6 protein-coding genes and 1 pseudogene are annotated in these 7587 nt (G+C 30.0%); 3 read left to right on the top strand and 4 right to left on the bottom strand.

The genetic code is table 11. The annotated features are described in order from the left end of the window. Together ODU50_RS09445 and ODU50_RS09440 are read left to right on the top strand one after the other, a co-directional pair. Nucleotides 1-108 (top strand): annotated as a pseudogene (locus tag ODU50_RS09445) (IS30 family transposase); the annotation flags it as partial. A gap of 146 nt (nt 109-254) precedes the next feature. Beyond that, a complete protein-coding gene (locus ODU50_RS09440; protein ID WP_105152865.1) occupies nt 255-2534 on the top strand; it encodes a tetratricopeptide repeat protein in 2280 nt (759 codons plus the stop codon). Here ODU50_RS09440 and ODU50_RS09435 read toward each other — a convergent pair. Continuing rightward, entirely contained in the window at nt 2518-3759 is a 1242-nt protein-coding gene (locus ODU50_RS09435; protein WP_044759765.1) for an aminotransferase class I/II-fold pyridoxal phosphate-dependent enzyme, read from the bottom strand. The genes ODU50_RS09440 and ODU50_RS09435 overlap by 17 nt on opposite strands. Before the next feature lie 95 nt (nt 3760-3854). Between ODU50_RS09435 and ODU50_RS09430 the strand changes: the two genes are divergently transcribed. Beyond that, nucleotides 3855-4751: a tyrosine-type recombinase/integrase gene (locus ODU50_RS09430; protein ID WP_044759767.1), complete on the top strand. Its 897-nt coding sequence runs from the start codon at nt 3855-3857 to the stop codon at nt 4749-4751. 31 nt (nt 4752-4782) lie between these two features. Here the strand turns inward: ODU50_RS09430 and ODU50_RS09425 are convergent, their stop codons facing one another. The 3 genes from ODU50_RS09425 to ODU50_RS09415 all read right to left on the bottom strand — a co-directional run bounded on the left by ODU50_RS09425 (nt 4783) and on the right by ODU50_RS09415 (nt 7584). After that, nucleotides 4783-4968 carry a hypothetical protein gene (locus ODU50_RS09425; protein ID WP_105106284.1) on the bottom strand — a complete coding sequence of 62 codons (186 nt, stop codon included), beginning with the start codon at nt 4966-4968 and terminating at the stop codon, nt 4783-4785. Between the two features lie 190 nt (nt 4969-5158). Continuing rightward, a complete protein-coding gene (locus ODU50_RS09420) occupies nt 5159-6586 on the bottom strand; it encodes a flippase (RefSeq protein WP_044761479.1) in 1428 nt (475 codons plus the stop codon). Next, the gene (locus tag ODU50_RS09415) at nt 6583-7584 is read right to left on the bottom strand and encodes a glycosyltransferase family 2 protein (protein WP_105154903.1); all 1002 of its coding nucleotides are present in this window, start codon (nt 7582-7584) and stop codon (nt 6583-6585) included. The genes ODU50_RS09420 and ODU50_RS09415 overlap by 4 nt, the downstream gene beginning before the upstream one ends. Nucleotides 7585-7587 lie beyond the last annotated feature (3 nt).

Here is a 7587-nt window from a genome sequence, read left to right as displayed (position 1 = left end):
AAGAAAACGACTCCGAAAGAAGTCGCTTTTATCGAAAATTGGATTAACAACTACCCTAAAAAATGCTTGGACTACAAGTCGCCAAGTGAATTTCTTTTGGGTGGCTAACTTCAACTTGAAATTTGGGTCTCCATTACATTTTGGGAAACAAAAAACTAAAAATATTTACTATAAAAATTTTAATAAAATCTATAAAACAAATGTAGATTATGGTATACTAATGATAATAAATTGTTATCGGTAGGAGATGTTTTATGTATTACGGTCGCGATACTGAAATAGAAGAATTAAAACAGCATTTTAAATTTTCCAGTAATGATAAAAATAGTTTATATATTATTAATGGCTTAAGTGGTAGTGGTAAAACCGAGTTAATCAAAGAGGTTTGTCAACAAGTTTATAGTCATGATAAAGAAGCGTTTATTCTCTACATTGATGTTACAAATGACGGATTTGAAAGTAATAAATTTTTTGAAAATCTACTAAAAGGAGCGTATGTCCCAACTCAATTCAGAAGAAATCTATGCTTATCAATACCTCAAAAATATTCATTTTCAAATTATTTAAGAAAACAAAAACTAACAAATCTAACTCTGAAACATAGTTTTAGGTTAATCAGATCTTTGATTTCATTCGATACAACCTATAAAAAAGTAATTGATTATCCTTGGGAAGAAGTTGTTACTGAAATAAAGGAGGGAATATTTGAAAGTGATTTATATTTAAGATATTTCAGTCATGTTTCAAAAAAAATCCGTCTGAATATTATTATTGATAATTATCAATTTTTATCTGAAGATATAAAAATAAAATTTGAAGATGACTTTAATACACTTCAAAGCGGAGTCTCCTTAACTATTATAAACCGAACAACTGATAAGTTAAAATCAATTGATAAACTAGATACATTGGACAATTATACTCCTACTGTATTAAATTTATCGTATCTTACTGAGGATCAGTGTAAATTACTAATAAGAAATAAAATTGCTTTACTTGATAGTATCAAATTGAATCAAATCTGGCAGATAACACAAGGTAACTATAAAGAGATTGAATTGATTATTAACAGACTTATTGATAATCCAAATTCAGAATTATTTAATATTTCTGATATATATGACAAACTTCCAGATATTCAAAAAAATATACTTATCATATCATCAATTTTTCCTGCTGGTATGAGAAAAGATATAGTTTTTAATTACATTAAATCTATAGTAGATGAAAATATTGAAGTAGCTGATTCTCTAAAATCCCTTATTGATGCAGGTTTCGTATATATTAATGGAGATACAAATGATAAAATCAAAATTTCACACGAATCAATTGTAAATAGTATTTTAAATCACACAAATGCTTCTGATCTTCAATTAGTAACCAACAATCTAAAAATATATTTAGAGCAAACTATCTTATCTATAGGAGTTGGTGGCGAGTTAGCTTATTTAATTCACTGCTTAATAAATATATGTAATATTAAAGAGTTACGCCAAAATGTAGAATATATCAAACAGTTACTTGAAATAGAATACAGGAAAAATTCATATTTTTACATTGCATCTTTGAGCAAGAAGATACATCATTTAATAGAATTATTACCAGAAAAATACTTACATTATATATTGAACTCGTACCAGTGGATTTCTGATTTCAATGGAGGCTTAGCTATTTTAAATAGCCTTCAACAAGATAATTATTCAAAAGATTTACAACTATACTATCCTAGATTTCAAATTCAAAAATATGAATTTGAGGAGGCACTAAAATCACTGGAAAAGTTAGAAAATAGCTCTGGAACATTACTCTACAAGTTAAATGCTTATGGTCATTTAGGTAAAGATCGAGATGCAATTAAACTCCTTAATGGGACCATGAATTCTGTAGAAAAAGACGACTTCTATTATATTATTTTACGAAATTCTGCTCATTATTTCCCAACCAAAGAAGCTACCAAAAATCTCGAATTAGCATTGGACTATTTTCAACGTAATGAATATCAAATACCTGTTGCAACAGTATATAATAATCTAGGTGTTGTTAATATATGGGATGGGCAATATGATATAGCTTTAGAGAATTTAAATAAGGCCGAAAAAATACTAAAAAAATATGATTCAAATGAAATTTTTGAACCATATTGTAATAAATCAATTATTTTTCTGATGAATAAAAATTATCAACAATCTCTGGAATTTATAAATAAATCACTTCAAGAATGTCCTAAAGCTTTGACCTTAGATATTAGGATGCTCAAGTTAAACAAATTAATTATTGAGTTGATTTCTGAAAAAATCTCTTTTACAGAATTTCAAAATTCACTAAAGAGCTTTGAGGCAGAAATTCCACTCATAGACGATCCTTGGTATAAATTTCAAATAGTATACAATTTACAACAATTTGAAGATATTCCTTTTGTTTATGAAAAAACTTATATTGATGATTATCAAGACGGGCTCACCAAATACTATCTGTTGATTCCATACAAAAAATATAATTTCTGTATAGGTCTTTCTCCTAATTGGAGATATTAATTTGTTCATGGTACTTGTGAATGAGATCTAAATATATGGAATAATCATATTGTTTATATTTTAATAAATTAGCTACTAGTTTAGCTAATTTTTTTATATCTTCATCAGTATAGGATAAATTTGTAATTCCAACTGTTCCTAATCTTATTCCTGAAGTCGTCATTGGTCCGTGTGTATCATTTGGAATTTGATTTCGGTTAACTAATATTTTATGCTGAAAAAGTAGATTCTCTGCCTCCTTACCACTCAAGTTTAGATTCAATAGATTAACTAAAATTATATGAGTCTTTGGTTTTTTATAAACAACATCAACCCCCTCTTTACTTAATTGTTTTATAAACAATAAAGTATTTTTTATAATCTGTTGAGCATAATCTTGAATATCTATTGATAATAATTTGATCAAACAGATACATTTCGCAAATAATGCAGTTTGTGTAGGACCACCCTGTGTTCTAGGAAAAATTGAATTAGTTATTTTTTCTTCAAATATAGAACGATACAGTAGTACTCCTCCTTGAGGCCCACGTAAACATTTATCCATTGTAAAAGTAGCGAAATCCACATATGGAAAAATCGACTTATGTAGCTTTGCCATAATATATAAAACACTGTGGCAAATATCCGCTAAGATGAGGGTATTGGGGCTAACCTCTTTTATAATTTCATAAATTTGTTGATAATTAAATTCATTTCCATACGACGAGGCACCAATAATAATCAATTTAGGTTTATATTTATCTAATAATTCCTTTAATTCGATATAATCAATATTTAAGTTATGGTCTAAGTGATAATATTTTACAGTACCTTTACCTGTATAAGTATGTGAAATATGTCCTCCGTCTTTTGGAGATAACGATAAAATATAATCGTCTCTTTCTAAAACACAATTGTAGACTATTTGGTTAGCTTGAGTTCCTGAATGTGGTTGCACATTAACTCTATAATCACCAGGATTTAAATCAAAAAGTTGAAGACACAATTCTTCTGAATATACTTCAATATTATCCAATGAAGTACAATGAGGAAAAAAGCGTTTTTCAACAGCTCCCTCTGTTGGCAGAGTAGCGAGAGGGAAACTTTGAATCTTTAATACTTCGGTGAATGGATAGCTAATACATGCAGCAAGGTTTATCAGGCTATTCTGTTCTTGGTTATATGAATCAAGAATTTTATTTAACTTCTGATAGATTTCACCTTCAAATTTATTAATTTTATACACTGATTTCTCCTACCGATAACAATTTATTATCATTAGTAAATTGATAAATTATCGTATATAATAGCTTTATTACGACATATTAAGGAGATTATATTATGAATTACGACACTATCCAGAGATATCTTGACTTTTGTGCTATTCAAAGACGACTTAGTTCACATACTATCCGAGCATACAAATCTGATTTACATCAGTATTATAACTTTGGGACCAATGATATTAGGTCCTATCTTACTTTTCTCAACCAACATATAAAAAAGACTAGCACATTAAAACGGAAGATTGCTAGTCTTAAATCATACTATAAATTTCTGGAAGAAGAAAAACTAATTTCAAAAAATCCCTTCCATCAGCTTCGACTCCACTACAAGGAAGAGAAAAAGCTTCCTAAAACGATTTCCTTGAAAGATTTACAAAAAATATATTGTTTCGCCCACCAACAAATAGAAAATTCTAAAAATAAGCATTCTAAGCGGAAAGCTATGCGAAATCTACTCCTTATCTCGCTACTTTTATCAACTGGGCTACGCATCTCTGAATTATGTAGTTTAAAGCTTGATAATATCAATTTGGAAAATAGAACCATTCATATACTCGGAAAAGGAAAGAAAGAGCGACTACTCTATATTGGAAACGATGAAACATTTTCATTACTTGAGGACTATATAACGCATCATTGCAGTCATTCTAGTTATCTGTTTACCGGTGTGAGAAACGATGATCATCTTAAAGAACAAAGTGTGCGCTTAATTCTGAAAAATATTTCTCACTCGCTACAACTGAAAAAACATATCACTCCACATATGTTTCGACATAGTTTTGCAACTATGTTACTTGATAATGGTGTCGATATTCGACAAATACAACATTTACTGGGTCACAGTAACATCAATGTAACACAAATCTACACTCATGTCTCTCAAAGCAAGCAGGTAGAAATTCTAAGTGAGCACAATCCTCTTAACCAAATCACACCACTACTTCATACATAAGTAACCGCAAACCAAGTAGACTTGACCTAAATCACTGAGCCGGATTGTCATAGAACAGTACCTTATCCAAGATTGTTTCTAATATTTCTTGGTTGATAGATTTAAAGAATGTGACTTCCACTTTTCCGAGACGAATTTTCATCAGAATATCATTTCTGCCTTTCTTCTCAAAGCGGCGAGATTGGGGAACAGTCAATGGGACGATGGGGTGTGACATAAAAAATCCTCCAGTTTTGTTTTTTATAACAGTATACTGGAGGAGGGAGTGATTAGATAGATACCTTGTTATTAGGCAGTTACCATAAAAAACGTTCCATAGTTTTATGCTTTGGAACGTTTTTCAATATACTCCGTTATGGAGCGATTACACTTGATACTCACCAATCAACAAGAGTATATTACATGTTTTATTTACGTTTTAAAACAGAAATTTCTTTAGATGTAACTGTCTTTGTAAGTATAAGTAACAAAGAGTAGATAATTACGAATAGTACAATCTTAAAAAGTATAGAATATAGCATATTGGAAAAGTGCATATTAGCACTAATTAAGTAAACCAATAACCCTGTCAATACAGCATTAAATAATGGCTTCATTGCTATGAATAATAACTTTATAATATTTATATGGGTTCTAGCAAAATATGCCATACAAATACAAACGACTATCTCCACGATAACCATAGTTATAGCTGCACCCTTATATCCTAAAACTGGTATAAGTTGAAAATTCAAAACTACACTAACTATTGCACCAATCATGACAGAAATCGTAAACTGCTTCACGTTATCTGTTGGAATCAATGTCTGACGTCCCACTATTTCAGAAAAAGAAATTGGAATTAAACTAAAAACTACAATACTAATTGCTATAGCCGTCTCTCCGTATCCTTCTCCTAAAAACCATTGAACAAAATCATGGTTTATCAATTGCATTCCAATAACCGTGGGAAAAGTAAGTAAACTATTGAATAACATAGAATATTCCATCATATTACTTATTTCCTCATGTTTACCTTGAGCATATAAACTAGTCATGCGAGGAAGCAATACTGCACTTAATGTTGCAACAAGACTAATTAAAATAGTATTGATGTTGATCGCCTGTGTATAAATCCCAACATCATATACGCCTCCAAAAGAACCAAGAATAACTCTATCTATCGTATTATAAAGAGTAATAGACATTTGTGGTAAAAAGAAAGATATAGTTGGCTTTAGGTGACTAATTATACTCTTCCAACTCACTCGTATAAGCTTAACATACTTATTCATATTGACCCATATAATCATTTGAGAGAGTAAATTTGAGATGGTCATAATTAGAATATAGGAATAAATATCACTAGAATTTTTGATAAGAGTAAAAATCAATGCCACACTAGCTAATTTAACAAAAATATTTCTAACTACAATACTTTTAAAATCTTCAACTCCTTGAAATAACCAACTAATATCTATCATATTTGAAATAAGAGAGAAGATTTGTATTAAGAAAAAAATTTTGTACGCACTGGGGAATAGAAAAATATACAAAACAAAGCTCAAAGTTGCTATCAAAGTTGTCAATAACTGGAAGTAATAAATAGAAGAGAAAGTTGCTGATAAAACCTCTCTCCCCTTATGTACATTTTTCGCAATTTGATTACTTCCATATATTAGAATACCAAGCATTCCAAACATAGTAAAATATGTTGCTATTGAAGCTGTATAATTATATTTTCCCAAAACTTCAGGTGCAAAAATACGTGTGACATAAGGTACTGTTATGAAGGGAAGTATAATTGTCAGAATCTTGTATACGAAGTTATAAATAAAATTTTTAAAGACTTTCACTTCAATCTCCCCGATTTTAACTTTATTAAATAAAAATATAATCTAAATAATTTATTTTTCAACAAAAACGCAATTAAACGCTTCTTAATTTTTTGAGGATAACCTTTCCTATAAGCCACTTGAAAACGTGTATCCTCAGCAATAGTCAGCAAATATTCTCTAGCATCCGACATTGAGTTGGTTGCTTTAACACCTAATGAAGCATATAAAAGCGCATCCTCCATAATATGTTTATAAAAAATTTCATTTAGATCTGCTATTTCCCACCTAGTAAGATAATCTTCTATATAATTATGGGTCAATATTGCTTGTTGGTACCTATCCTTTCTGAGACTATTAGCCCTCGTCACAGAATCAGGATTATTAGTCATAACATACAATCCCTCTGGAATATACAGTACTTTTTTAGCATACGTTAAGAGTGGTAAACTTTGAACAAGATCTTCCCCTATCCAAATATGCTTTATCTCATTTGCCATATCATACTGTAGAGCTAGTTCTCTGTTGATTGCAGCATAGCCAATTACAAAATAACCATAGTCCAGAAAACCTTCATAAAGCTTAGTCTTATTATTCTCATCAAAAAGTATTTCCTTGGAAAAGTAAGGTGTTTCTCTCAGTTTACCATCTCTTTCTTGAATTTTGGAGAAGACAATAATATCCGAGTTATATCTCTTATACTTTTGAGCAAGCATCTCCAATGCTGTAGGTATGAGAGTATCATCACCATCTAAAAATAAAACCATATCGCCTGTAGAAGCGTGTAACCCAGCTGACCGCGCCAATGATACACCTTCATTGGTCTGCTTATCTATGATATGTATTTTTGAATCATTTTCAGCAAGTTTCTTTATTAATTCTAGGGAATTATCGGGAGAAGCATCATTTACCAAAATTAGCTCATAGTTTGTATATGTTTGAGTTATTACAGAATTAACACAGTCTTCAATATATTTCTCTACATTATATATTGGAACAATGACTGAAATCTTTAGCATAGT

It is taken from the genome of Streptococcus sp. 2020WUSS084 (assembly GCF_044427445.1).
GTDB classification, from domain to species: domain Bacteria; phylum Bacillota; class Bacilli; order Lactobacillales; family Streptococcaceae; genus Streptococcus; species Streptococcus suis.
This window is presented reverse-complemented; position numbering and strand designations above follow the sequence as displayed.

Excerpts from the sequence above, each read along its gene's own strand:
- ODU50_RS09440 (WP_105152865.1), top strand. The coding sequence starts at position 255 with ATGTATTACGGTCGCGATACTGAAATAGAAGAATTAAAACAGCATTTT.
- ODU50_RS09430 (WP_044759767.1), top strand. The coding sequence starts at position 3,855 with ATGAATTACGACACTATCCAGAGATATCTTGACTTTTGTGCTATTCAA.
- ODU50_RS09425 (WP_105106284.1), bottom strand. The coding sequence starts at position 4,968 with ATGTCACACCCCATCGTCCCATTGACTGTTCCCCAATCTCGCCGCTTT.
- ODU50_RS09415 (WP_105154903.1), bottom strand. The coding sequence starts at position 7,584 with ATGCTAAAGATTTCAGTCATTGTTCCAATATATAATGTAGAGAAATAT.